This window comes from Streptomyces sp. NPDC017202, from assembly GCF_044331705.1.
Lineage (GTDB): Bacteria > Actinomycetota > Actinomycetes > Streptomycetales > Streptomycetaceae > Streptomyces.
On the sequence record NZ_JBIRNP010000004.1, the window covers coordinates 146,750 to 169,196 of the forward strand.

At 73.4% G+C, this 22,447-nt stretch carries 20 protein-coding genes and 1 pseudogene; 11 read left to right on the forward strand and 10 right to left on the reverse strand.

What is annotated here, in order from left to right; all coding sequences use genetic code 11:
* The 3 genes from ACH4N1_RS10725 to rsmI all read right to left on the reverse strand — a co-directional run bounded on the left by ACH4N1_RS10725 (window position 1) and on the right by rsmI (window position 2,542).
* On the reverse strand, window positions 1-954 hold the full coding sequence (locus ACH4N1_RS10725; RefSeq protein WP_398096170.1) for a TatD family hydrolase: 954 nt from the start codon (window positions 952-954) through the stop codon (window positions 1-3).
* A 49-nt stretch (window positions 955-1,003) separates the two neighbouring features.
* Window positions 1,004-1,444: a hypothetical protein gene (locus ACH4N1_RS10730; protein WP_398096172.1), complete on the reverse strand. Its 441-nt coding sequence runs from the start codon at window positions 1,442-1,444 to the stop codon at window positions 1,004-1,006.
* A gap of 240 nt (window positions 1,445-1,684) precedes the next feature.
* Window positions 1,685-2,542, reverse strand: a complete 858-nt coding sequence (gene rsmI, locus ACH4N1_RS10735; RefSeq protein WP_398096174.1) for a 16S rRNA (cytidine(1402)-2'-O)-methyltransferase — start codon at window positions 2,540-2,542, stop codon at window positions 1,685-1,687.
* A 129-nt stretch (window positions 2,543-2,671) separates the two neighbouring features.
* Between rsmI and ACH4N1_RS10740 the strand changes: the two genes are divergently transcribed.
* The 3 genes from ACH4N1_RS10740 (at window position 2,672) to ACH4N1_RS10750 (ending at window position 8,171) form a co-directional block, all read left to right on the forward strand.
* A complete protein-coding gene (locus tag ACH4N1_RS10740; protein ID WP_398096175.1) occupies window positions 2,672-4,423 on the forward strand; it encodes a dolichyl-phosphate-mannose--protein mannosyltransferase in 1,752 nt (583 codons plus the stop codon).
* Window positions 4,424-4,533: 110 nt separating this feature from the next.
* The gene (locus ACH4N1_RS10745; protein WP_398096176.1) at window positions 4,534-6,165 is read left to right on the forward strand and encodes a penicillin-binding transpeptidase domain-containing protein; all 1,632 of its coding nucleotides are present in this window, start codon (window positions 4,534-4,536) and stop codon (window positions 6,163-6,165) included.
* A 338-nt stretch (window positions 6,166-6,503) separates the two neighbouring features.
* A complete protein-coding gene (locus tag ACH4N1_RS10750; RefSeq protein WP_398096178.1) occupies window positions 6,504-8,171 on the forward strand; it encodes a penicillin-binding transpeptidase domain-containing protein in 1,668 nt (555 codons plus the stop codon).
* 87 nt (window positions 8,172-8,258) lie between these two features.
* Here ACH4N1_RS10750 and ACH4N1_RS10755 read toward each other — a convergent pair whose 3' ends face one another.
* A complete protein-coding gene (locus ACH4N1_RS10755) occupies window positions 8,259-8,624 on the reverse strand; it encodes an SsgA family sporulation/cell division regulator (protein ID WP_398096179.1) in 366 nt (121 codons plus the stop codon).
* Between the two features lie 195 nt (window positions 8,625-8,819).
* Between ACH4N1_RS10755 and ACH4N1_RS10760 the strand changes: the two genes are divergently transcribed.
* From ACH4N1_RS10760 to ACH4N1_RS10785, 6 genes are all read left to right on the forward strand, one after another.
* Window positions 8,820-9,878, forward strand: coding sequence for an energy-coupling factor ABC transporter permease (locus tag ACH4N1_RS10760; RefSeq protein ID WP_398096180.1), 1,059 nt, complete (start codon window positions 8,820-8,822; stop codon window positions 9,876-9,878).
* A 1-nt stretch (window position 9,879) separates the two neighbouring features.
* A complete protein-coding gene (gene cbiQ, locus ACH4N1_RS10765; protein WP_398096181.1) occupies window positions 9,880-10,641 on the forward strand; it encodes a cobalt ECF transporter T component CbiQ in 762 nt (253 codons plus the stop codon).
* Window positions 10,629-11,387 (forward strand): energy-coupling factor ABC transporter ATP-binding protein, encoded by a 759-nt coding sequence (locus ACH4N1_RS10770; protein WP_398096183.1) that lies wholly within the window; start codon window positions 10,629-10,631, stop codon window positions 11,385-11,387. The genes cbiQ and ACH4N1_RS10770 overlap by 13 nt, the downstream gene beginning before the upstream one ends.
* A complete protein-coding gene (locus ACH4N1_RS10775) occupies window positions 11,384-11,866 on the forward strand; it encodes a MarR family winged helix-turn-helix transcriptional regulator (RefSeq protein ID WP_398096185.1) in 483 nt (160 codons plus the stop codon). Before ACH4N1_RS10770 ends, ACH4N1_RS10775 begins: the two co-directional genes overlap by 4 nt.
* Window positions 11,867-12,164: 298 nt before the next feature.
* Window positions 12,165-12,569: an organic hydroperoxide resistance protein gene (locus ACH4N1_RS10780; RefSeq protein WP_366057439.1), complete on the forward strand. Its 405-nt coding sequence runs from the start codon at window positions 12,165-12,167 to the stop codon at window positions 12,567-12,569.
* A 74-nt stretch (window positions 12,570-12,643) separates the two neighbouring features.
* Window positions 12,644-13,810, forward strand: coding sequence for a serine hydrolase domain-containing protein (locus tag ACH4N1_RS10785; protein ID WP_398096186.1), 1,167 nt, complete (start codon window positions 12,644-12,646; stop codon window positions 13,808-13,810).
* 22 nt (window positions 13,811-13,832) lie between these two features.
* On the opposite strand, the gene ACH4N1_RS10790 is transcribed toward ACH4N1_RS10785, so the two are convergent.
* Window positions 13,833-14,108, reverse strand: coding sequence for a DUF1876 domain-containing protein (locus tag ACH4N1_RS10790; protein ID WP_392243693.1), 276 nt, complete (start codon window positions 14,106-14,108; stop codon window positions 13,833-13,835).
* 66 nt (window positions 14,109-14,174) lie between these two features.
* Complete coding sequence (locus ACH4N1_RS10795; protein WP_398096189.1) at window positions 14,175-15,023, reverse strand: arylamine N-acetyltransferase; 849 nt, start codon at window positions 15,021-15,023, stop codon at window positions 14,175-14,177.
* Between the two features lie 357 nt (window positions 15,024-15,380).
* Here ACH4N1_RS10795 and ACH4N1_RS10800 point away from each other — a divergent pair, with 357 nt between their 5' ends.
* On the forward strand, window positions 15,381-15,779 hold the full coding sequence (locus ACH4N1_RS10800; RefSeq protein WP_398096190.1) for a VOC family protein: 399 nt from the start codon (window positions 15,381-15,383) through the stop codon (window positions 15,777-15,779).
* Window positions 15,780-15,809: 30 nt separating this feature from the next.
* Here the strand turns inward: ACH4N1_RS10800 and ACH4N1_RS10805 are convergent, their stop codons facing one another.
* The 4 genes and pseudogenes from ACH4N1_RS10805 to ACH4N1_RS10820 all read right to left on the reverse strand — a co-directional run bounded on the left by ACH4N1_RS10805 (window position 15,810) and on the right by ACH4N1_RS10820 (window position 18,847).
* Window positions 15,810-16,655, reverse strand: a complete 846-nt coding sequence (locus ACH4N1_RS10805; RefSeq protein ID WP_398096192.1) for an EamA family transporter — start codon at window positions 16,653-16,655, stop codon at window positions 15,810-15,812.
* A gap of 77 nt (window positions 16,656-16,732) precedes the next feature.
* The gene (locus ACH4N1_RS10810; RefSeq protein ID WP_398096194.1) at window positions 16,733-17,317 is read right to left on the reverse strand and encodes a lamin tail domain-containing protein; all 585 of its coding nucleotides are present in this window, start codon (window positions 17,315-17,317) and stop codon (window positions 16,733-16,735) included.
* A gap of 465 nt (window positions 17,318-17,782) precedes the next feature.
* Window positions 17,783-18,157 (reverse strand): annotated as a pseudogene (locus tag ACH4N1_RS10815) (MMPL family transporter); the annotation flags it as partial.
* Window positions 18,158-18,244: 87 nt separating this feature from the next.
* Window positions 18,245-18,847, reverse strand: a complete 603-nt coding sequence (locus tag ACH4N1_RS10820; protein ID WP_398096195.1) for a TetR/AcrR family transcriptional regulator — start codon at window positions 18,845-18,847, stop codon at window positions 18,245-18,247.
* A 164-nt stretch (window positions 18,848-19,011) separates the two neighbouring features.
* Here ACH4N1_RS10820 and ACH4N1_RS10825 point away from each other — a divergent pair, with 164 nt between their 5' ends.
* Complete coding sequence (locus ACH4N1_RS10825; protein WP_398096197.1) at window positions 19,012-22,356, forward strand: S41 family peptidase; 3,345 nt, start codon at window positions 19,012-19,014, stop codon at window positions 22,354-22,356.
* Window positions 22,357-22,447 lie beyond the last annotated feature (91 nt).

Genomic DNA, 22,447 nt, shown 5'->3' on the forward strand with positions numbered 1-22,447 from the left:
CTACCCAGGGTGGCGTTCGGTGCGGTGCCCGGTGGTGCCCGCGGGTCGGTAGCCGAAGGCGCGGGCCGTGTTGGCGGCCAGGGCGCCCGCCAGGGCGTCCTCGTCGATGCCGCGGACGGCCGCCATGGCGCGGACCGTGACCGGCACCAGGTAGGGGGCGTTGGGCCGCCCGCGGTAGGGCGCCGGGGTGAGGAAGGGCGCGTCGGTCTCGACGAGGACCAGCTCCAGCGGGGCGACGGCGAGGGCGTCGCGCAGGTGCTGGGCGTTCTTGAAGGTGACGTTGCCCGCGAAGGACATGAAGTAGCCTGCGCGGGCGCAGATCTCCGCCATCGCGGCGTCGCCGGAGTAGCAGTGGAAGACGGTGCGCTCGGGGGCGCCCTCCTCCTTCAGCACGCGCAGCACGTCCGCGTGGGCGTCGCGGTCGTGGATGACGAGGGCCTTGCCGTGCCGTTTGGCGATCTCGATGTGGGCGCGGAAGGAACGCTCCTGCGCGTCCTTGCCCTCGGGACCGGTGCGGAAGTAGTCCAGTCCGGTCTCGCCGACGCCCTTGACCTCGGGGAGCGCGGCGAGGCGGTCGATCTCGGCGAGCGCCTCGTCGAGCGCCCCGGCGCCGCCGGCCGCGCGCGCCCCCTGCCGCGACCACCCTCCCCCAGCCCCAGGGGGCTGGGAGGTGCCCCCAGGGTCCCCGTGGACGATGCGGGGCGCCTCGTTGGGGTGCAGGGCCACCGCCGCGTGGACGCTGTCGTACGCCGCCGCCGTCTCGGCCGCCCAGCGGGAGCCGGCGACGTCGCAGCCGACCTGGACGACCGTCGTCACGCCGACCGACGCGGCTTTCGCGAGGCCCTCCTCGACCGTGCCGGACTGCATGTCGAGGTGGGTGTGGGAGTCGGCGACCGGTACCCGCAGGGGGGCCGGGAGCGGCGGCGCCGCGTTCTTGTCGGCGTTCGAAGGCATGCCCCGATCCTACGGAAGGGGCGCACCCGGCCGTCGGCCGCCGACCGGCTCAGCTCGCCCGGCGCTGGAAGGGGTGCAGGAGGTCGGACAGGTGCCAGTGGTGGTGCCGGCCGGTTTCCCCGGCTCCCGCGGCCGCCGGAACCTCCACCGGGCCGGCCGCCGGCACCGGCCGGGGACGGGCGGCGCCGAGCACGGAGGAGACCTGGCCGGCCCGCATGATGCGCAGCAGGTGCCCGTCGCAGTTGCGGCAGGCGGGGCGGCTCAGCGGGGACGGCACGAGGCGTCCGTCCGCCACGTACCGGACGAACGCGTGGCCCTCCGCGTCCGTGTGGTGCTCGATCTCGTACGACTGTTCCCAGCCGTGCCCGCAGCGCATGCAGGCGAAGGAGTACGCCTCGTGCACGACGGGGACCGCCGCGCGCGGGCCGCCGCCCTGCCCGGTGATCCCGCCCTGCCCGGTGATCCCGCCGGTCCCGCTGGTCTCGCTCATGCAGGCTCCTCTGGTCCGCTGGACGCCGGGACGGATGCGTCCCTGCCGTCCAGTGGACCGCTCCGCCGGGGCGGGCGCAGCCGACCTGTCGAGTGTTGGGCCCGATTTGGGCGTTCCTTGCCGAAGCGGGACGGGGAGCGACTCGTGGGCTTTGCCGTCGGCGACACTTCTTTACCGCCCGGTGGGCATACCTCTCACCGGGCGGTGACGGGAGCTTTTCAGCCCGCGGCGTCCTCGGCCTCAGCCCGCGGCGTTCTTGGCCGCGACGACCGCGTCGAAGACCTCCCGCTTGGGCACCCCGGCCTCCGCGGCCACCGCCGCGATCGCCTCCTTGCGCCGCTCGCCGGCCTCCTCGCGCACCCGCACCCGCCGGACCAGTTCCGCCGCGTCGAGTTCGCCGGGGCCGCGCTCGGGCGCCCCGGTCACGACGACGGTGATCTCGCCGCGCACCCCCTCCGCCGCCCACTCCGCCAGCTCGCCGAGCGGGCCGCGCCGGACCTCCTCGTACGTCTTGGTCAGTTCGCGGCAGACGGCGGCGCGCCGGTCGGTGCCGAACACCTCGGCCATCGCGGCGAGGGTGTCGTCGAGCCGGTGCGGGGCCTCGAAGTACACGAGGGTGCGGCGCTCCTCGGCGACCTCGCGCAGCCGGGACAGCCGCTCCCCCGCCTTGCGCGGCAGGAAGCCCTCGAAGCAGAAGCGGTCGACGGGCAGGCCGGACAGCGCGAGCGCGGTGAGGACGGCGGACGGGCCGGGTACGGCGGTGACCCGGACGTCCTTCTCGACGGCCGCGGCGACCAGCCGGTAGCCGGGGTCGGAGACGGACGGCATGCCGGCGTCGGTGACGAGGAGGACGCGGGCGCCGCCGAGGAGGTGGTCGACCAGCTCGGGGGTGCGGGCGGACTCGTTGCCCTCGAAGTAGGAGACGACGCGCCCCTTGGGCGTCACGCCCAGCGCCTGCGTGAGCCGGCGCAGCCGGCGGGTGTCCTCGGCGGCGATGACGTCGGCGCCGGCCAACTCCTCCGCGAGCCGGGGCGGGGCGTCCGCGATGTCCCCGATGGGCGTGCCGGCAAGGACCAGGGTTCCGGGTGCGACTGTCACGTTTCCATCCTCGCAGGGGGAGAAGGTCCCTGTTCGACCGGCCGGGCCGGAGCGCCGGGAGCCCGGCGTGGCCGGACGAACAGGGCCCGTGCACGGGACTCCCACAGTCCCGTTCCCTACGATGGCGCGGTGACCAGTACCGCGTCCTCCACGGACTCCACGGACTACCGGCAGGACCAGGCACCGCAGGACCGGCGGCCGGGATGGCAGTCGCGGCTGCGCCGGTTCGGCTACGCGGCGGCGCCGGACGGCGACGTCCGGGAGCGGCTGGTGCCGCCGTTCGCCGAACCGAGCCCGCGGCTGTGGCAGGCGCTCGGGGTGCCGGCCGGGCTCGCCGACCGGATCACCCGCTGGTCGGGCTGGCTGGGCCCGCTGCTGGTCACGCTGGTGGCGGGCGTGCTGCGGTTCTGGAACCTGGGCACCCCGAGGAAGGTGATATTCGACGAGACGTACTACGCCAAGGACGCGTGGGCGCTCGTCCACCGCGGCTTCGAGGTCAACTGGGACAAGAACGCCAACGACGTCATCCTCAACAGCGGCGGCCACGTCACGATCCCGACGGACGCGGCGTACGTCGTGCATCCCCCGGTCGGCAAGTACGTCATCGGGCTGGGCGAACTGGTCTTCGGGTTCGATCCGTTCGGCTGGCGGTTCATGACGGCACTGCTGGGGACCCTGTCGGTCCTCCTGCTGTGCCGGATCGGGCGCCGCCTCTTCCGCTCCACGTTCCTGGGCTGTCTGGCGGGCGCGCTGATGGCGGTGGACGGACTGCACTTCGTGATGAGCCGCAACGCGCTGCTCGACGGGGTGCTGATGTTCTTCGTGCTGGCCACGTTCGGCTGCCTGGTGGCCGACCGGGACCGGACGCGCGCGCGGCTGGCCGCCGCGTTGCCGCCGGACGCGGACGGCCGCCGCCGCCCCGACGCGCACGTCGCCGAGACCACCCGCCTGGGCCTGCGCCCGTGGCGCTGGGCGGCGGGCGTGATGCTGGGGCTGGCGATCGGCACGAAGTGGAACGGCCTGTACATCATGGTCGCGTTCTGCCTGATGACGGTGTTGTGGGACGTCGCCGCGCGCCGGGTGGCCGGTGCCCGGCACCCGTACCGGGTGGTGCTGAGGCGGGACACGGGCCTGGCGTTCCTGGCGACCGTGCCGGTGGCGCTGGTCACCTACCTGGTGTCGTGGACGGGCTGGATCCTCTCCTCGGACAGCGGCTCGGGCGGCTACTACCGCAACTGGGCGGCGACGGACGGCAAGGGCGGCAGCTGGACCTGGCTGTTCCCGGACTGGCTGCGCAGCCTGTGGCACTACGAGCACGAGGTGTACGAGTTCCACACCCACCTCACCTCGCCGCACACCTACCAGTCGAACCCGTGGAGCTGGCTGGTCCTGGGCCGTCCGGTGTCGTACTTCTACGAGTCCCCGGCGCCCGGCACGGACGGCTGTCCGGTGGACGCGGGCGGGAAGTGCGCGCGCGAGGTGCTGGCGATCGGCACGCCGATGCTGTGGTGGGCGGCCTGTTTCGCGGTGCTGTTCGTGCTGTGGCGCTGGTTCTTCCGCCGCGACTGGCGGGCGGGCGCGATCGCGTGCGGCATCGCCGCCGGGTACCTCCCGTGGTTCCTGTACCAGGAACGCACGATCTTCCTCTTCTACGCCGTCGTCTTCCTGCCGTTCCTGTGCCTGGCGGTGGCGATGATGACCGGGGCCCTCGTCGGCCGGCCGGGATCGAGCGACACCCGGCGGGTGGTGGGCGCGACGGGCGCGGGCGTTCTGGTACTGCTGATCGCGTGGAACTTCATCTACTTCTGGCCCCTGTACACCGGCACCGCCATCCCGATCAGCGACTGGCGTTCACGTATGTGGTTGGACACCTGGGTCTAACGATTGCGACAACTCCCGTGCCGTAGAACCCTCTTCCGCTTACTGTGAGCCCTGGGGGAGCTTTCTGAACGCGTTCAGAAGGGTCTGACGGGTCAACGGGGAGGACGACCATGCACAAGGGGGCCAAGGCGGCGATCGTCGGATCGGTGTTCGCCGTCATGGTGGGCGGGGCCGGGTACGGCGCCTTCAACATCGTGAACGCGCTGGACGGGGACGGCGGCGCACCGGGGGCGAGCGGGCCGGCGCCCGCGCGGACCGGGCCGCCGAGCACCGCCGAGGTGAAGGAGACCAGCGCCGCGTTCTTCGCGGCCTGGGAGAAGGGGGAGGCGGCGAGCGCGGCGGCGCTCACCGACAACGCCGAGAAGGCGCGGCCGCTGCTCGCCTCCTACGGCCAGAGCGCGCGCATCACCGGGGTGAGGATCACGCCGGGCGTGCCGGCCGGGCGCAGCGTGCCGTTCACGGTGAAGGCCACGGTGTCGTACGGGGGGAAGTCCAAGCCGCTCGCCTACGGCAGCCGGCTGACCGTCGTGCGCGGGGTGACCACCGGCAGGGCGCTGGTGGACTGGCAGCCGTCGGTCGTGCACCCCCAGCTCAGGGACATGGACGACACGCTGGTCACGGGCGAGTCGGCGGCGCCGCCGATCGAGGCCGTGGACCGCGACGGCAAGGTGCTGACGAAGGAGAAGTACCCCTCGCTCGGGCCGATGCTGAACGAACTGCGCGCCAAGTACGGCGACAAGGCGGGCGGCACGGCCGGTGTCGAACTGGCGATCCACCACGCCGCCCCGGACTCCGCGGACACGCCGCTGCTGACCCTGGCCGAGGGCAGGGCGGGCCGGCTGCCCACCACACTCAGGGCGAGCGCGCAGGCGGCCGCCGAGCAGGCGGTCCTGAAGTACCCCGAGTCGTCGGTGGTGGCCGTCCAGCCGAGCAGCGGTGAGGTGCTGGCGGTCGCCAACAACCGCGACGACGGCTGGAACGCGGCCTTCCTGGGGCAGGTGGCGCCCGGTTCCACCATGAAGATCGTCAGCGCGGCCACCCTCATCGACAACGGCATCACCACCGCGACCGGCCCGGCGCCCTGCCCGTCCGAGGCGACCTGGCAGAGCCAGACCTTCCACAACATCAAGAACATGCCCCCGGACGAGGACGCGACCCTCTCCGAGAGCTTCGCGCGCTCCTGCAACACCGCCTTCGTGAAGTACGCGGACGAGGTGAAGGTGGACTCCCTGGCCGACGAGGCCAGGAACCGTTTCGGGATCGGCCTCGACTGGAGGACCGGCATCCCCTCCTTCGACGGCTCCGTCCCGGCCTCCGGCGGCCCGGACACCGCGGCCGACATGATCGGCCAGGGCCAGGTCCAGATGAACCCGCTGACCATGGCGTCGGTGACGGCGACCGCGATGACGGGCGCCTTCCGGCAGCCGGTGATCGTGCCGCGGAGCCTCGACGGCCGCGAACTCGCCCAGGCGCGCGGGCTGCCGGCCGGCACCGTGGAGCAACTGCGCGCCATGATGAACCGCACCGCGACCAGTGGCACGGCGGCCGACGTGATGTCCGGCCTGGGCCGCCGGATCGGCGCGAAGACGGGTTCGGCGGAGGTCGACGGCAGGGCGAGCTCCGACAGCTGGTTCACCGGCTACCGGAACGACGTCGCCGCCGCGGCGATGGTCCAGGACGGCGGTCACGGCACCGACGCGGCCGGCCCGATCGTGGCGGCCGTACTGCGGTCGGGCGCCTGAGGACACCCGTACGGCGTGGGTGACGTCACCCTGCGGGCGGGGACTCCAGGGTCTTTCGTGGGGATCAGGCCGGATCAGGGAGCGGGGTCCGGTGGCGTTCACCGCAAGGCGGAGGAGGGCTCCATGGCGGAGCCCTGGCAACCGACGACAACGCGACGGGGGACGGTGCCGGGGCCCGCGAGCCCGGCATGATCCCCACGAGAGGCCCTAGGCTGGGCGCCGTCGTCGGTGCGGTGGGGGGACTCGCACCGCCGGTGGGACGACTCGCCCGGCGGGGAGGGTCCGGTGGGGACAGTGGGGCGAGGCGGCCCCCCGTAGAGCACGGAGGATCGCGGGCTGTGGGCAAGAGAAGGCGCGTCGCCGAACGAGGGAACAAGCGGCCGGCCGTGGTCGGCGGCGTGATCGCCGTCGTCGTCGCGGGCGCGGGCCTCGGCGGCTACGCGCTGTACGGCGGCGGTGGAGCGGCGGCCCAGGACGGTTCGGCGGCGGCGCGGAAACCGGCGGTCCGGACCGGTCCGCTGTCGGCGACCGAGGTCACCACCGCCGCCCGGGCGTTCCTGACGGCCTGGCAGCAGGGCAAGGTCGCCGAGGCCGCCGCGGCCACCGACGATCCGGCGGCCGCCGGCGCCCTGCTCACCGGCTGGACCAAGGACGCCCGCGTCACCGGCGCCACCCTCACGGCCGCACCGCGCGCGGGCGCCAAGGTCCCCTTCGCCGTGAAGGGCACCGTCACCTTCGGCAAGGCGAGCAAGCCGGTGGCGTACGACAGCGCGCTGACCGTGGTGCGGCGGGCGAAGGACGGCAAGCCGCTCGTCGGCTGGCACGCGTCCGTGGTCCACCCCGACCTGGCCGACGGGGACACCCTGGTGACCGGTGAGGCCGGCGATCCGCCGGTCAAGGCGCTCGACCGCGACGGCGGTGAGCTGACCGCGAAGAAGTACCCGTCCCTGGGCACCGTCCTGGACGGGCTGCGCGAGAAGTACGGCAAGAAGGCCGGCGGCACCGCGGGGGTCGAGCTGCGGGTGGTCCGCGGCAAGGCGTCGAAGGCGAAGAAGGCCTCCGACAAGACGCTGCTGGAGCTGAGCGAGGGCACCCCCGGCACCGTGCGGACGACACTGAGCCCGTCCCTCCAGGCCGCCGCGGAGAAGCAGGTCGCGAGCGCCGCGCGGGCGTCGGTCGTGGTGACCCGCGCCTCCACCGGCGAGATCCTGGCCGTGGCCAACAGCAACCCGAACTTCAACACCGCGTTCCAGGGCTCGCTGGCGCCCGGCTCCACCATGAAGGTCATCACCTCCTCGCTGCTCATCGAGAAGGACCTGGCGTCGGCGAACAAGGCGCATCCGTGCCCGAAGTACTTCAGCTACGGCGGCTGGAAGTTCCAGAACGACGACAAGTTCGAGATCAAGGGCGGCACCTTCAAGGCGAGCTTCGCGCGCTCCTGCAACACGGCCTTCATCAGCCAGGCGGGCAAGCTCGACGACGACAGCCTGACCAAGCAGGCCCAGCAGGTCTTCGGCCTGTCGTCGAACAACTGGGCGATCGGCGTGCCGACCTTCGACGGCGCGGTGCCGGTCCAGTCGGCGGCCCAGAAGGCGGCGGAGCTGATCGGCCAGGGCGGGGTGCGGATGAACCCGCTGAACATGGCGTCGGTGGCGGCCACGGTGAAGTCGGGCACCTTCCACCAGCCGTACCTGGTCGCCCCGTCGGTCGACGGCCGCAGCCTGGCCAAGGCCCCGCGGACGATGTCCGCGGACACGCTGTCGCAGTTGCGGGAGCTGATGAACTACACGGCCGCGCACGGCACGGCGGCCGAACCGATGGCGGGGCTCGGTCCGGACTACGGCGCCAAGACGGGTTCCGCCGAGGTCGACGGGCAGAAGCAGCCCAACGGCTGGTTCACGGCCTACCGGGGCGACCTCGCGGCGGCGGGCGTGGTGCAGCAGGGCGGTCACGGCAGCGAGTCGGCGGGACCGATCGTGGCGGCGCTGCTGAGGGCGGGAGCCTAGGACGGACGGACCGGACGGGCCGCAGAAGCCGGACGCGCCGGGCCGTGCGAGCCGGGACGCGCACGCCGGGCGAACCGGCGCGGGCGGCTAGCGGGTCAGTTGCCGGCCCGCCGGGCTCGTCGCCGTGTAGGTGCGGCGCAGGAAGCGCAGCAGCGCCTTGGACTCGAACTGCACGACCGAGACGCCCTGCGCGGAGTGGAACTCGACGATGGCCTGGACGCGTCCGCAGGGCCAGACGCGGACCTCCCCGGTGCCGGCCGGGGCGCGCAGCCCCTGTTCCAGCAGGGTGCGGGCGATGCTCCACTCACGGCCGCCGGGGAGTCCGACCCGCACGGTGCGCGGGTCCTCGTCGGGGTCGTAGTGAAGGGCGACGGGAACGGCGCTCCGTTCCTCCTCCGCCAGGTCCGCGTCCGTGACGATGTGGGCTCGCGCGTACTGCTCGACTACAGACATCTGCCGCCCTCTCACTCTGCGTGACCTGTGCGGAATCTGTGCGTCCACCCCTTCTCCAATGTCGCACATTTTCCGGGCCCCGCCCGCCGGGGCGGGCGCATCTCACCTGTGCGATACACGAACGTCGTCGCGCGTCCCACAACAGGACTCCCTCGCTCTTGCAACCTATTCGCATTAAGCCACTATCATCGAACGGTGCACGTACCCGACGGATTCATCAACGCCCCGACCTCCGCCGTGACCGGAGTCGTCGCCGCGGGCGCCATCGCCGTGAGCCTGCGAGGGGCGCGCCGCGAACTCGACGAACGCACGGCACCGCTGGCCGGCCTGGTGGCCGCCTTCATCTTCGCCGTACAGATGCTCAACTTCCCCGTCGCGGCCGGAACAAGCGGCCATCTGCTCGGCGGTGCCCTCGCGGCGATACTCGTGGGCCCCTTCACCGGGGTCCTGTGCGTGTCCGTCGTCCTGCTGATGCAGGGCATCCTCTTCGCCGACGGCGGCCTGACCGCGCTCGGCGTGAACATCACCGACATGGCGGTCGTGACGACGGTGGTGGCCTACGCCGTCTTCCGCGCACTGCTGAAGATCCTGCCGCGCGGCCGCCGCTCCGTCACCGTCGCCTCCTTCGCCGCCGCGCTGCTGTCCGTACCGGCGGCGGCCCTCTCCTTCACGCTGATGTACGCGGTCGGCGGCACCACCGACGTGGCGATCGGCAAGGTGGCCACCGCGATGGTCGGCGTGCACGTGCTGATCGGCGTCGGCGAGGCCGCGATCACCGCGCTGACGGTCGGCGCCGTCATCGCCGTACGGCCGGATCTCGTGTACGGGGCGCGCGGGCTGCGGCAGCGGCTCCAGTTGCGGGTGCACGGCGAGCTCGTGGACGTGCCCGCCGCCGAGGGGGCGCGCGCGGCGCCCGTCGCGGCGCGCGCCTCCCGCCGCACGCTGTGGGTGACCGGCCTGGTCACCTCCCTCGTCCTCGCCGGCTTCGTCAGCTTCTACGCCTCCTCGGATCCGGACGGCCTGGAGAAGGTCGCCGCCGACAAGGGCATCGACGACAGGGCCGAGGAGCACGCCGCCGCGGACTCCCCGCTCGCCGACTACGGCGTCGAGGACGTCGACGACGCCCGGCTGTCCGGCGGGCTCGCGGGCGTCATCGGCGTCGGCGCGACCGTCGTGGCGGGCAGCACCGTGTTCTGGGCGGTACGCCGCCGGCGCGGCTCCGACGCGTCCCCGACCGCCGTCGAGAACGTCTGACATGGGCGCCGGGCACGCCCACCGGCTCTACCGGCACGGACACTCGCCGGTGCACTCCCTGCCGCCGCACACCAAGCTCGCCGCCACGTTCGCGTTCGTCGTGGTGGTGGTGTCGACACCGCGCGAGGCGCTGTGGGCGTTCGGCCTGTACGCCGTGCTGCTCGGCGTCGTCGCGTTCCGGGCGCGCGTCCCGGCCGGCTTCCTGCTGAAACGGCTGCTGATCGAGGTGCCGTTCGTCGCGTTCGCCGTGCTGATGCCGTTCGTGGCCGAGGGCGAGCGGGTGGACGTCCTGGGGCTGTCCCTCAGCGTCGACGGGCTGTGGGGCGCCTGGAACGTGCTCGCCAAGGGCACCCTCGGCGTGGCCGCCTCGGTCCTGCTGGCCTCCACCACCGAACTGCGCGAACTCCTCCTCGGCCTCCAGCGCCTGAAGCTGCCGCCGCTGCTCGTGCAGATCGCCTCCTTCATGATCCGCTACGGCGACGTCATCACGGACGAGATGCGGCGCATGCGGATCGCGCGGGAGTCACGCGGCTTCGAGGCGAGCGGCCTCCGGCACTGGGGCGTCCTCGCGAAGTCCGCGGGCGCCCTGTTCATCCGCTCCTACGAACGCGGGGAGCGCGTGCACCTGGCCATGGTCAGCCGGGGGTACGCCGGCGCCATGCCGGTGATCGACGAGGTGACCGCCTCGCGCGCGCAGTGGTCGTACGCGCTGACCCTGCCGCTGGCCGCCCTCGTCGTCTGCGTGCTGGGATGGACCCTGTGACTGCTTCCCTCGAGGTCTCGGGCCTCGCCTTCGCCTACCCCGACGGCCACCAGGCCCTGTTCGGCGTGGACTTCTCGATCGCGCGCGGGGAGCGGGTGGCGCTGCTCGGGCCGAACGGCGCCGGCAAGACCACCCTCGTGCTGCACCTCAACGGCATCCTGACCGGCGGCGCCGGCACGGTGACGGTCGCCGGACTGCCCGTCGGCAAGCGGCACATGGCGCAGATCCGGCGCAAGGTCGGCATCGTCTTCCAGGACCCCGACGACCAGCTGTTCATGCCGACCGTGCGGGAGGACGTGGCGTTCGGGCCCGCGGCGGCCGGACTGAAGGGCGCGGAGCTGGAGGAGCGCGTGGACCGGGCGCTCGCGCGGGTCGGCATGGCCGACTTCAAGGAGCGTCCGCCGCACCACCTGTCCTTCGGGCAGCGCCGCCGGGTCGCCGTCGCGACCGTGCTGGCGATGGAGCCGGAGATCCTCGTCCTGGACGAGCCGTCCTCCAACCTCGACCCCGCCTCCCGCCGCGAACTCGCCGACATCCTGCGCTCCCTGGACGTCACCGTCCTGATGGTCACGCACGACCTGCCGTACGCCCTGGAGCTGTGCCCGCGCTCCCTGATCCTCAGCGAGGGCGTGATCGCGGCGGACGGTCGCACGGGCGAACTGCTCGCCGACGACGCGCTGATGCGGGCGCACCGTCTGGAGCTGCCGTTCGGATTCGACCCGCGGTCCGTGACAATGGGGGCGTGACGAACGCGCGCGTGACCCGTCAGGACCGTGACGTCGAGGGCTCGCTGTCGCTGGACGAGCAGCTGTGCTTCGCGCTCTACGCGGCCCAGCGGGCGGTGACGGCCGCCTACCGGCCGATCCTGGACGACCTCGGTCTCACCTACCCGCAGTACCTGGTGCTGCTGGTGCTGTGGGAGCGCGGCGAGACCACGGTCAAGGAGCTGGCGGCGGCCCTGCGGCTCGACTACGGCACGGTGTCGCCGCTGCTGAAGCGGCTGGAGGCGGCCGGGCTCGTGCACCGGGAACGCTCGGCGCGCGACGAACGCTCGGTGCTCGTCGCCTGCACCGGGCGCGGGGAGGCGCTGAAGGAGCGCGCGGAGCGGGTGCCCGGCGCACTGCTCGCGTCGACCGGCCTCGGCGCGGCGGAGGTCGCGCGGTTGCGCGAGGAGCTGTGGGGGCTCGTGGAGAAGGCTCGGGGAGCGGCGGAGCGGGGCCGCTGAGCCCGCACGGCGAGACCGCCGAGCCGTGCACTGAAACCGCCGAGCCCGCCGAGCCGCGCCCGAGACCGCCGAGCCCGTTCGCCGAGACCGCCGAGGCTCCGGCGTGAGGCCGCCAGGCTCCCGGGACGAGGCCTCTTACCTGCGGTTACCGCCCCCTCGGCCGAGCGCCTCGCCACCGGCAGGTACCTTGTGCACGATGTAATTGGGCACAACTCCGGGAGGTCCCGCAGTGACCGAAGGCGCCGCCGTCGACGCCGTCCATGGCGTCGACGCGATCGACACCCGTCCGACGAAGATCATGTACGTCGCCGAGGCGACCGCCCACGGCGGCCGGGACGGCTATGTGACCAGTCAGGACGGCCGGATCGACCTGAAGGTGGCCATGCCGCCGGAGCTGGGCGGCGACGGCAACGGCACCAATCCCGAACAGCTCTTCGCGGCCGGCTACAGCTCCTGCTTCCACAACGCGCTGATCCTGGTCGGCAACCGGGCGGGATACGACCTCACCGGCTCCACCGTCGCCGCGAAGGTCGGCATCGGCCCCAACCGGACCCACGGCTACGGCCTCGCGGTCGCCCTCAGCGTCTCGCTGCCCGTGCTCGACGCGGGCCTCGCCGCCGAGCTGGTCGACGCGGCGCACCAGGTGTGCCCGTACTCGAACGCGACCCGCGGCAACATCGACGTAACGATTCTGCTGGGCTGACCGGACACCGGAATCGCGGGCCCGGCGAGGGCGTTGTCCCCTCGGTCGCAGGTGAACCGAGAGGACGTACGGACGTGGATGTGCACGGCACGGTGACCGCCGGCTTCGAGCCGGTCGGGGAGGCCTTCGCCCGCAACTTCGACACGCTCGGGGAGCGGGGCGCGGCCGTCGCCGTCTACCGGGACGGGCACAAGGTCGTCGACCTGTGGGGCGGCAGCCGCGACGTCGACGGCGGGGCGCCCTGGGAGCGGGGCACCGCGCAGATCGTGCGCTCCGCGACGAAGGGTGTCGCCGCCGCCGTCCTGCTGATGCTGTGGCAGCGCGGGGAGCTGGACCTGGACGCGCCGGTGGGGGCGTACTGGCCGGAGTACAAGGCGGCCGGCAAGGACCGGACCCTCGTGCGGGACGTGCTCGCGCACCGCGCCGGGGTGCCCGTGCTGGACCGGCCGCTGACGCCGGCCGAGGCCGCCGACCCCGATCTCGGCGCCGCGGCGGTCGCCGCGCAGGCACCGGCGTGGGAGCCGGGGACGGACCACGGCTACCACGCGCAGACCTACAGCTGGCTGACCGGCGAGCTGGTGCGACGGGTCACCGGGCGGACGATCGGCGCCTGGATCGCCGAGGAGATCGCCGCACCGGCCGGGGCCGAGCTGTGGCTCGGTCTGCCGGAGCGCGAGCGGGCGCGCGTGGGACGCGTGGGGCAGACCGAGGCGCCCTCGCCGACGGGTGCGCTGCGCACGCGCCCCAAGCGCGCGGTCGCCGACGCCTACGCCGACCCCGGCTCGCTCACCCGCCGCGCCTTCGCCGCGATCACCCCGCTGCCCGACGAGAACGACCCCGCCTACCGGGCGGCGGTCCTGCCCGCCTCCAACGGCATCGCCACGGCGGACGGCCTGGCCCGCTTCTACGCGTCGCTGATCGGCGCGGCCGACGGCGGCCGCCGCCTCCTCGCCCCGCAGACGACGGACGCGGCCCGCGGTGAGCGGTCGGCCGGGCCGGACCGGGTGCTCGTCGTGAACACCCGCTTCGGCCTCGGCTACATGCTGCACGGCGCCGCGTCGCCGCTGCTGTCCCCCACCTCCTTCGGCCACCCCGGCCGCGGCGGCCCCCTCGGCTTCGCCGACCCGGAGTCGGGCATCGCCTTCGGTTACGTCACCAACGGCTTCCGGTCGAGCGTGACGGCGGACCCGCGGGCGCAGGCACTCGTACGGGCCGTGCGGGCGGCCACCAAGACCGCCTGACCGGACCTTCTCCCGTACGCGCTCACACGTGGATGGGGTGCGAGGTCCTCCCCGACGCGCCGTCGATCTCCCCGTGGGCCTTCGTGAGCAGTTGCATGGCGATCTCGTTCAGCGCACGGGCGCCGGCGATCTCCTCGCCCACCCGCGGCTGGTTGGGGTCGACCCGGTGGCGGCTGGCCTGCCCGTGGGCCCGCACCTCGGACCCGTCGGGCAACCTGACCAGCGCGACCGCGCGCGTGTGCTGGTCGTCCTCCTCGAACTCCAGCTCGACGTGCCATCCGACTGTGGTGTGCATCATGACGATCACCTCCGGAACACCTGCTTCCAGGGTGCTCCTCGACGCGCCCGCGCGCACCCACTCGGGTCACGGCAGCAGGCTCGGGCAGTCGTCCGGTACGTCGATGCCGAAGTCCTCGGCGAGCACCTTGCGCACCTCCGCGTCCCGGGTCAGTTCGCGCTCGGTGACCGTGCCGTCGGCGCGGGTCTCGGTGAGGACGGCGCCGTCGAGGAGGAGGTGGCGGTCCGGGGTGACGCGCTGGGCGTAGGGGCGGCGGCTGAAGGGCGAGCGGGGGTTGGTCGCGATGTGCCAGTTGACGACCTCGAAGTCGGGGTGCTCGAACGGCTCCACGGTGAAGGCGTACTGGGCCCGCCAGGGGGTCCGGTCCTCCTCCGCGACGCGCGTCTCCAGCACCCACAGCTCCAGGGGCCCGCGGTGCGGGGCGTGCACCAGGCGGTGGCGGCGGCCCACGGCGCGGAACTCGGTGTCCGGCGTCAGCGGGACGGGCTCCAGGAGCGCGCCGGGGGCGCCGAAACCGACGTCGGCGAGGTACGGCCCCGTCCCGCCGGGGACCTCGACGAGCAACGCCAGGTGGGTGCGCGGGCGGTCCTCGAACCGTTCGGCGCCGACGACCACGCGGGCGGCGAGCCGTGTCACCCCGAAGCCGAGCGCCTCCAGGACGCCCGCGAACAGGGTGTTGTGCTCGTAGCAGTAGCCGCCGCGCCGGCTGCTGACGAGCTTGGCGATCAGGTCGGCGGGGGCGAGGGAAGGGGCCGAGCCGCGGACCGGGTCCAGGTTCTCGAAGGGGATGGCGCGGGCGTGCGCCAGGTGTACGCCCTTCAGCGTGGCCACGTCGGCACGCCGGGCGCCGCTCCAGCCGACGCGGCGGAAGTAGGCGTCGAGGTCGTCGGGGGTGAACTGAGCTCTGTCGGGCATGACTTCACCGTAGTCACCGCCGCCCCGGCCCGCCTCGGACCGGGGCGGGAGCGGACCTGGTCCTTTGGTCCCGGGTCACGGGGACACCGCCTTTGACCCCGGGTCGCGGGTCGCGGATCGCGGGGAGGCCGGTGATCCGGCCCGGCCGGAAACATCGTTGCGGCCGGCCGGGGGCGGCCGCTGGCGTCGCCCGGGTGACTGCCGGGTCGGCCATGGGCCACGCACGAGTGAGGCGCCCGGCCCCGGCGTGAGCACCAGGCGGGCCAGGGGCCCGCCGTCCCGTCTCCGCGTCCTTCCTCCCCGCCCTCCCCGCGAGGGCACCACCGTGGACACCGAGACCGGAGACCTTCCCTCACCATGCCCGTTCAGTCACCGCTTCCTCAGCTCGACCACCTCGCCGTGCACGCCCGTGACCGGCAGCTCTCGGCCGAGTTCCTCGCCGCGATCCTGGGCCTTCCGGTCGGCGCGCCCTTCGGCCCGTTCCTGCCGGTCGACCTCGGCAACGGCGTCACCCTCGACTTCTACGAGAAGCGCGACGAGCCGATCCAGTCCCAGCACTACGCGTTCCTCGTGGCGGAGGAGCAGTTCGACGCGATGATCGCCCGCCTGGACGCCGTCGGCGTCACGTACTACGCCGACCCCCGGCACACCGAACCCGGCCGTACCAACGGCCTGTTCGGCGGCCGGGGCGCGTACTTCGCCGACCCGGACGGCCACAACCTGGAGATCATGACGCGGCCGTACGCACGGCCGTAGCGGACGGAACGGCTCCGCTCGCCGTCGCCCTCACCCCGTGTGCAGCATCAGGCCGATGCCCACCACGAGGAGGACGGCGGCGGCGATGCGCGGGGCGCCGAAGCGTTCCTTGAAGAAGACCGCGCCGATCGCCGCCCCGACGATGATCGACGACTCGCGCAGGGCGGAGATCGGGGCCAGTGCGGCGCGCGTCTGGGCCCACAGGACGAGGGCGTACGCGGTGACCGAGAGGGCCGCGCCGAGGAGGCCGAGGGCCGCGTGGGGGCGGAGGAGGGCGAGGGTTGCGCCGCGTCGGCGGAGGAGGACGTACAGGGGCAGGACCGTGCCCTGGACGGCCATCAGCCAGGCGATGTAGCCGAGGGAGGACCCGGACGCGCGGACGCCGAGGCCGTCGACGACCGTGTACGCGGCGATGGTCAGGCCGGTCGCCAGCGCCGCGCCGATCGCCGCCCAGTCGGGGCGCCGCCCGCGCAGGCCCCACAGGGCGACGCCGGTGAGGCCCGCGCAGGACACGGCGATCCCGGCGGCGGCCCAGCCGTCGGGCACCTCGTGCGCGAACACGGCGGCCAGGACCGTCACGACGAGAGGCGCCGAGCCGCGCGCGATCGGATACGCCTGCCCGAAGTCGCCGAGCCGGAACGAGCGCATCAGCAGTGCGTAGTAGGCGATGTGGATCACGGCCGAGACCAGCAGGTACGGCCACGCCGCCGCCGCGGGGAACGCCGCGAACGGCGCCGTCGCGAGGCCGATGAGCAACCCGCCGCCCGAGATGAGGGTGAAGCCGGTGAGCTTGTCGGTGATCCGGTGGGCGATCGCGTTCCAGCTCGCGTGGGTGACCGCGGCGAGCAGGACCGCCGAGGTGACCAGTGGCGTCACGCGGTGCGCTCGCGCACGTCAGGACGGCGCGCCCGCCCCTGGAAGAGGGGGTCGGGCGCGCCGCCGGTGAGGGTGTGTCAGTGACGGTCGCCGCGGTCGTGGCGGTCACCGCGGTCGTGGCGGTCGCCACCGTGGTGACGGTCGTAGCGGTCACCGCGGTCGTAGCGGTCACCGCGGTCGTAGCGGTCGTCGCCGTGGTGGCGGCCGCCCCACGACTCGGCGTCGACGAAGCGGTTGCGGTCGTTGCGCAGGGTGGCCGTGTCGGCGCGGTTGTCCCACACCTCGCGGCGGCGGTCCTGGAACAGGTCGGTGCGGGTGTCGCGGCCCTGGCCGGTGTGGATCCTGACGGTGGCGCGGGGGGCCAGGCGGTAGTCGTCGAAGGTGTAGACGCGGCCGTCCCGGTTCGACAGCCTCCACCCGTCCAGGTTGATCGCGTGGCGGGTGGTGTTGGTGAGCTCGATCCACTCCCTGTTCAGGGAACGGTTGGAGCGGTCGTCACGGCCGCCGGGCGCGTCGTACTGGACGTCGCTGATCTCCACCTTCGGCCGCTCGTCGCGCGAGTGGTCGGCGGCGGACGCCGGCAGTGCCACGGCACCGACCACGGCGGCGGCCACGAGGCCGGCGGCGGCGAGACGACGGGCGGAAACAACGGAAGCAGACACAAGGTCTCCTAGTTTTGTGCGAGTTGCGACCACATCGGCCGCAGAACCCACACTTGACCACCACACATCCCGCAAGCAGCCGATTGACGCCTCACGTTACGAATCGTCCATATTCCGGTGACAGTAACGTTCTATGTCCATCTATGCCTTGAAGGCGCGGGGCCGTTGCCAGATCTGCCCTGCGGGCCCTCCCGGTGATCGGGCGTCACCCGAAAGTGGGTCACAACGGGCAGGGCGAACAAAAGGCCGGTGCGGGCGCCCCGTCCCCACGGAGCCCGCACCGGCCTTCTCCCCACCGCGCCCGCTCAACGCGGCGTCATGCGCGGACCAGCTCCCGGTCCTTGTCGGGGTCCGGGTCCGCGTCGCGGGAGTCGAGGGCCTTGAGTCCCTCGCCCTCGACGTCCACGTCGGGCAGGGCCCGGTCCAGCCACCTCGGCAGCCACCAGGCCTTCTCCCCGAGCAGGGGAAGCCCTCCGACAGCAGGTCGCAGGCCCGGCGCTGCGTGGTGGGCGTGGGCTGCGAGCCGTCGTCGGGAAGGCCCAGTTCGAGCTGGGTGGCCGGGACGGCGACCGCCCCGAGGCCGACCACACCGAGCAGCAGGACGGCGGCCGGGCGGCGGACGACGAAGCTCGCCCAGCGGGTGCCGAGGCCGGGCCCGGCAGGGGCCGCCGGCCGGGACGCCGCCGCCTTCTCCGCCCGGCCGGCCCGTGCGGTCCGTCCGGTGCCGCGCCGCTCGCGCTTCTCGCCCGCCGGGCGGATCCTGCGGCCCGAGAAGCCGAGCAGCGCCGGGATCATGGTGAGGGCGATGAGGACGGCGACGACGACCGTGCCCGCGGCGGAGCGGTGGCGTCAGGAGGTGGTGGCCGCGGGGGCGGTCGGGGAACGGCGACCGCGGGGACGGTCAGGGAACGGCGACCGCGGGGACGGTCAGGGGGTAGCGGGGATACCGAGGGCGGGAAGGACCACGGCGTCGATGTACGAGATGAGGAAGGCCTGCGTGGGCGGCTGGTCGTCGAGCAGGGCCCGGGTGGCGAAGCCGCCGATCATCATGTGGAGGAGGAACTCCAGCGCGGGGCGGTCCGCACGGACCTCGCCCCGGTCGACGGCCCGCTGGATCACCTGGTGGAAGCCCGCCATCTCGGGCTCGACGAGCTGAGCCCGGAACGCCCTGCGCAGGTCGGCGCTGTTGTGCATCGCCATGGCGATGCCCCGCATGAGCGCCGAGTTCTGCTCGATGGTGCAGTCGTCCTCGAGCAGGATCAGCGCGTGCAGATCGCCCCGGAGCGAGCCGGTGTCGATCCCCTCGCCGTGATCCGGCTTGTTGTGCTTGATGGCCTTCATGACCAGATCGGCCTTGCCGCCCCACTGTCGGTAGAGCGTGGCCTTGCTGGACCGGGTGCGGGCGGCGACGGCGTCCATGGTCAGGGCGTCGTAGCCGACCTCTCGGAGCAGGTCGAGCACGGCCGCGTACAGCTCGGCCTCGCGCTCGGGCGTGATGCGACTGCGACGCGCCGTCGCGACCTCAGTCATGCCACTCACCTTCCGGCTCCGGTACGGACTCGTCCCGTACATCCCGTACACCAAGAAGATACCCTGCGCCTCTTCGAAACGAAACGGTTTCGTACGTGCCCTGGCTCACGTCCGTCAAGAACCCATGAGTTGCCCGGCCCCCGGTGCCGGAAAAGCATGGGAGCGTGACCTACTTGCGCCTGCCGCACCTCAGCGGTGACCAGCTGTGCTTCGTGGCCGAGGACGACCTCTGGCTGGCCCCGCTCGACGGACCCGGCCGCGCCTGGCGGCTCACCGCCGACCGCACCAAGGCCGGCCACCCCCGCTTCTCGCCCGACGGCGGCCAGGTCGCCTACACGAGCTGGCGCAGCCTCGTGCCCGAGATCCACCTGGTCCCCGTGGACGGCGGTCCCGGACGGCGGCTGACGTACTGGGGCAGCCCCGACACCCGCGTCTGCGGCTGGACGCCGGACGGCGAGATCCTCGCCGTCGGCTCCCACGGCGAACCCTTCTCCTACTTCACCTGGGCCTACAAGGTCTCCCCCGACGGCTCCCCCGGCCGCAAACTCCCCTGGGGTCCGGTCACCGACCTCCAGAGCGCCGACCTCGACGGCGAACGCCGCACCCTCCTCCTCACCGGCACCCCGCCGCACGAGCCGGCCTCCTGGAAGCGGTACCGGGGCGGCGCCACGGGCCGGCTCTGGCTGCACGGACAGCGGCTGCTCGCCGACCTGGGGGGCCACCTCGCCGCCCCCATGCTCGTCGGCAGCCGGGTCGCCTTCCTCTCCGACCACGAGGGCGTCGGCAACCTCTACTCCTGCGCCCACGACGGCTCCGACCTGCGACGGCACACCGACCACGACGCCTTCTACGCCCGCAACGCCGCCAGCGACGGCACCCGCGTGGTCTACCAGTGCGCCGGGGACCTCTGGATCGTCGACGACCTGTCCCCGGACTCAGCGCCGCGCCGGATCGACGTACGGCTCGGCGGGCCGCGGACCGGACAGCGGCGCTACCCGATCCCGGCCGCGCAGCACGTGGACGGGATCTCGGTCGACGAGACCGGGCGGGCGAGCGCGGTCGTCGTGCGCGGCAGCCTGTACTGGCTCACCCACCGCGACGGACCCGCGCGGACCATCACCGACCCGCCCGGGGCACGGATCCGGCTCCCCGAGATGCTCGGCCCGGGCGGGCAGGTCGCCTACGTGACGGACGCGGAGGGCGAGGACGCCGTCGAGATCGCCTACCTGCCGCGCGCGAGCGGCGACCGCGCGCCGCGGCGACTGGCCTCCGGCGGCCTCGGCCGGGTGCTGGAGATGGTCTCCGACCCGGCGGGCGGACGACTGGCGATCGCCTCGCACGACGGCCGCCTGCTGCTGGTGACGGTGCCCGACGAGGCGGCGGACGCGGGCGGGACGGGGGAGCCTCCGGGCGGCGGCGAGGCGGGCGAGGCCGGGGCGGCAGAGGAGGCAGAGGAGGCAGACAGCTCAGGCGGCTCCGGCGGCGAGGTCGTGGAGTTGATCCGGTCGGTCAACGGGCCGGTGCGCGATCTCGCGTTCTCTCCCGACGGGGGCTGGCTGACCTGGTCGCATCCGGGGATCGGGCGGTCGCTGCGGCAGATCAAGATGGGCCGGATCTGCGGACCGGACAGGGGCGACGCACTGGTCGTCGACGTGACGAACGGGCGCTTCGAGGACGAGAACCCGGTCTTCACGCGCGACGGCCGCTATCTCGCCTTCCTCTCCTGGCGCGGCTTCGACCCGGTGTACGACGTCCACACCGGCGACCTGTCCTTCCCGCTCGGCTGCCGCCCCTACCTGGTGCCGCTGAACTCCGCGACCCCGTCCCCCTTCGCCCTCACCCCCGAGGGACGGCCGGCCGCCGGCGGGCTCGACCCGGCCGAGGACGAGGGCGGCGACGGCACGGTGAGCGTCGAGGTCGAGGGGCTGGCGAGCCGGGTGACCCCGTTCCCGGTGCCCGCCTCCAAGTACTCGGCGCTGTTCCCGGTCGCGGGCGGCGGTCTGGTCTGGCTGCGCTGGCCGATCTCCGGGGCGCTCGGCGAGACCTTCGCCAACCCCGACGACACCAGCGGCCGGCCCACCCTGGAGCACTTCCACCTCGGCAAGGCGAAGAGGTCCGAACTCGTCGGGCACCTCGACTGGTTCGCGGTCAGCGGCGACGGCAGCCGGCTGGTCGTCGTCGACGAGGGCGAACTGCGCGCGGTGCCCGCCACCGAGTCCGGCGACCTCGACTCCACGGTCTGGATCGACCTGCGCCGCATCCTCCACGAGGTCGACCCGGGCGCCGAGTGGCGGCAGGCCTACGCGGAGGCGGGCCGGCTCATCCGCGCCTACTTCTGGGACCCGGGGATGTGCGGCATCGACTGGGACGCGATCCTCGACCAGTACCGGCCCCTGGTCGAACGGGTCGCCTCCCCCGACGAGTTCGCCGACCTGCTCCGGGAGGTCCTCGGCGAACTCGGCACCTCCCACGCCTACGTCACCGCCGCCCGCCGCAACGAGGGCCCCGCGCACTACCAGCGCCGGCAGGGGCTCCTCGGCGCCGACCTCGTCTGCCGGGAGGGCCGTTGGACGGTCAAGCGGATCCTGCCGGGCGACTCCTCCGACTCCAGGGCGCGGTCACCGCTGGCCGGGACCGGCATCCGCGAGGGCGCGGTGCTCACCCATGTCGACGGACGGCCGGTGGATCCGGTCACCGGCCCCTTCCCGCTGCTGGCGGGAGCGGGCGGTACGACGGTGGAGCTGACGTTCACCCCCGCCGAGGGCGAGAGGGGGCGGACCCGGCGGGTCGCCGTCGTCCCCCTCGTCGACGAACGGCCGCTGCGCTACCAGGACTGGGTCGCCAAACGGCGCGAGGTCGTAAGGGAGTTGAGCGGCGGGCGGTGCGGCTATCTACACATCCCCGACATGGGCGGCTCCGGCTGGGCGCAGTTCAACCGCGACCTGCGGATGGAGGTGTCCCGGCCCGCACTGATCGTGGACGTCCGCGGCAACGCGGGCGGGCACATCAGCGAACTCGTGGTGGAGAAGCTGACCCGCACCATCCTCGGCTGGGACCTCACCCGCGACGCCCAGCCCGTGTCGTACGCCACCGACGCACCCCGCGGCCCCGTGGTCGCCCTCGCCGACGAGGCGACCTCCTCCGACGGCGACATGATCACGGCCGCGTTCAAGCTGCTGAGACTCGGGCCGGTGGTGGGGCAGCGGACGTGGGGCGGGGTGGTCGGCATGACCGGACGGCACCGGCTCGGCGACGGGTCGGTCATCACCGTGCCGATGAACGCGGCGTGGTTCGACGCCTACGGGTGGTCGGTGGAGAACCACGGCGTCGCCCCCGACCTGGAGGCGCTGCGGACCCCGCTGGACTGGGCGGAGGGGCGGTACGCACAGCTCGACGACGCGGTGTCGCTGGCGCTGGCCCTGCTGGAGACGGAGCCGCCGGCGTCCCCGCCGAGCCTCGCCGACGCCCCCGACCGGTCCCGTCCGCGGCTGCCCCCGCGGGACTTGTGAACAGTGGAGGCTGCGTCGTCGGGCGCGGCCGGGTGCCGGAGCCGCATGCCGGTACAACCCCGCGCCCCTCAAGCGGGCTGCAGTGCAGCTC